The organism is Facilibium subflavum, from assembly GCF_003574485.1.
Lineage (GTDB): Bacteria > Pseudomonadota > Gammaproteobacteria > Francisellales > Francisellaceae > Facilibium > Facilibium subflavum.
Window position 1 is genome coordinate 1 of record NZ_QLIT01000296.1, and the last position, 1,626, is coordinate 1,626.

3 protein-coding genes are annotated in these 1,626 nt (G+C 31.2%); 2 read left to right on the forward strand and 1 reads right to left on the reverse strand.

Annotated elements, in window-relative coordinates; genetic code table 11:
* Positions 1–441: 441 nt before the first annotated feature.
* Both DNK84_RS13490 and DNK84_RS13495 read left to right on the forward strand, forming a co-directional pair.
* Complete coding sequence (locus tag DNK84_RS13490) at positions 442–762, forward strand: type II toxin-antitoxin system RelE/ParE family toxin (RefSeq protein WP_119344987.1); 321 nt, start codon at positions 442–444, stop codon at positions 760–762.
* Between the two features lie 10 nt (positions 763–772).
* Positions 773–1,072 carry a hypothetical protein gene (locus DNK84_RS13495; protein WP_119344988.1) on the forward strand — a complete coding sequence of 100 codons (300 nt, stop codon included), beginning with the start codon at positions 773–775 and terminating at the stop codon, positions 1,070–1,072.
* Between the two features lie 7 nt (positions 1,073–1,079).
* Here the strand turns inward: DNK84_RS13495 and DNK84_RS13500 are convergent, their stop codons facing one another.
* Positions 1,080–1,280, reverse strand: coding sequence for a hypothetical protein (locus tag DNK84_RS13500; RefSeq protein WP_119344989.1), 201 nt, complete (start codon positions 1,278–1,280; stop codon positions 1,080–1,082).
* Positions 1,281–1,626: the final 346 nt, after the last annotated feature.

Sequence of the window (1,626 nt, forward strand, 5' to 3'; positions counted from 1 at the left end):
GACGCGTTGCAATATCTCTATTTGTTCTGTATGGTTATAACCTAAATCATCTATCGATTTTGGAGATTTAATTACTTTTTCTTCTGTCACTTCACGATGAACTATATCTTGTGTTTGATCATCATAAATCTCTGTTACGATTCGTTGCTTTAGTGCCATAACTTACTCCATGATTTTAGGTTACAAAAATAGAGTAGCATAAAATAGCATGAAGTAAAACCGTGTCAGGAATGCTCTCTCCAGCTCGGGGGCAAGCCCCCGAGATTTTCGCTTATGCGGTTAAACATAAGTAATTGATAGTAATAGGAAGTTGACAGGGTAGTTTAGCAAAATATAGATATGGGGTGATTTACAAAATATTGTAATGTGGTGTTGGGGTGTTTCTTGACAAGTTCCACAAAAGGAACTATAATAAATCAGTGTAAATAATAAGGCTTTGCAATGTGGGAATTACACTTATTGCCAAAAGTAACAAAGTGGCTTAAGAGTTTAAATAAATCACACCTTAATCATGTAATTGAACTTATTGCTGTATTACAAGAATATGGCAACGAGTTAAAAATGCCAACCGTGAAAAATATTGGCAAAGGATTATATGAGTTAAGAGACACAGACTACGGATACAGAATTTATTTTTGCTATCATGGTAAAAAAATTATTGTTGGCTTAGTTGGTGGTAATAAATCGTCACAGCAACGAGACATAAAAGCAGCAGCAAAGTTAATTAAAGATTTGAAAAATAATAAAATAGATTTACATTAAGGTGATAGTTATGGCGACAAATTTTAATGACTACTTAAAAGAAAACTACTCAGAAAATGAAATTACAAATATTCGCAGTAGAGCAAAAGAAAAAGGTAGAATGCTAATTGATTTACAAAATACGGTTTCAACTACAATTAGTGAATTTGCAAAACATAATAACCACACTTTTACGGATATTATGAACGGCCTACATACAAGCAAATCACAAACAAGCCGTATTATCAAAGGTGAGTCAAACTTTACACTTGAAACGCTTTTAAAAATTTATGAGTATACTGGGAAAAAACCTAGAATCATTTTTGAGTAAATTCATATTATAAATTATTATCTTTTTTGTATTTCACCCAGTCCTTATCTTTTGACAAAACATACTCACTTGCTTGGATTAAAAACTCTTGCGTTGTTTCAATTCCTGCCAGTGTGCAATAATCGCTAATTTCATCTTTAAGGTGTTTAGGGAATTTTGCACTGATGCTAACAAGTTCATTTTTCTTCATGGGTTTAAGTATTGGCATTTTTATATTTTCCTTTTTTCGTATTATTAAATATGATAATACCATATTTTTGTGATTCATAAATCTGTATTATTTATATTTTAATTTATACCAAGCTTGACTTGGTTTTTTTGTGTCTTTATTTTTTCATTAGGTTGATTGCATGACGTTAAAACTCAGTTGCCGTATGATTGGCTTTTAAGTACAAAATATAATCATTTCAGAAAAGATCAATTAAGGTGATTCATATGGTTTAAGGTGGAAGTGTATTTATATTATGTTCTAAGCTGCCTTTTTCAACCCAAAAAGAACATGTTTCTCCCAAACCTTAGGCCAAGTATAAGTATTCATCGCTGCTCTTAATGTA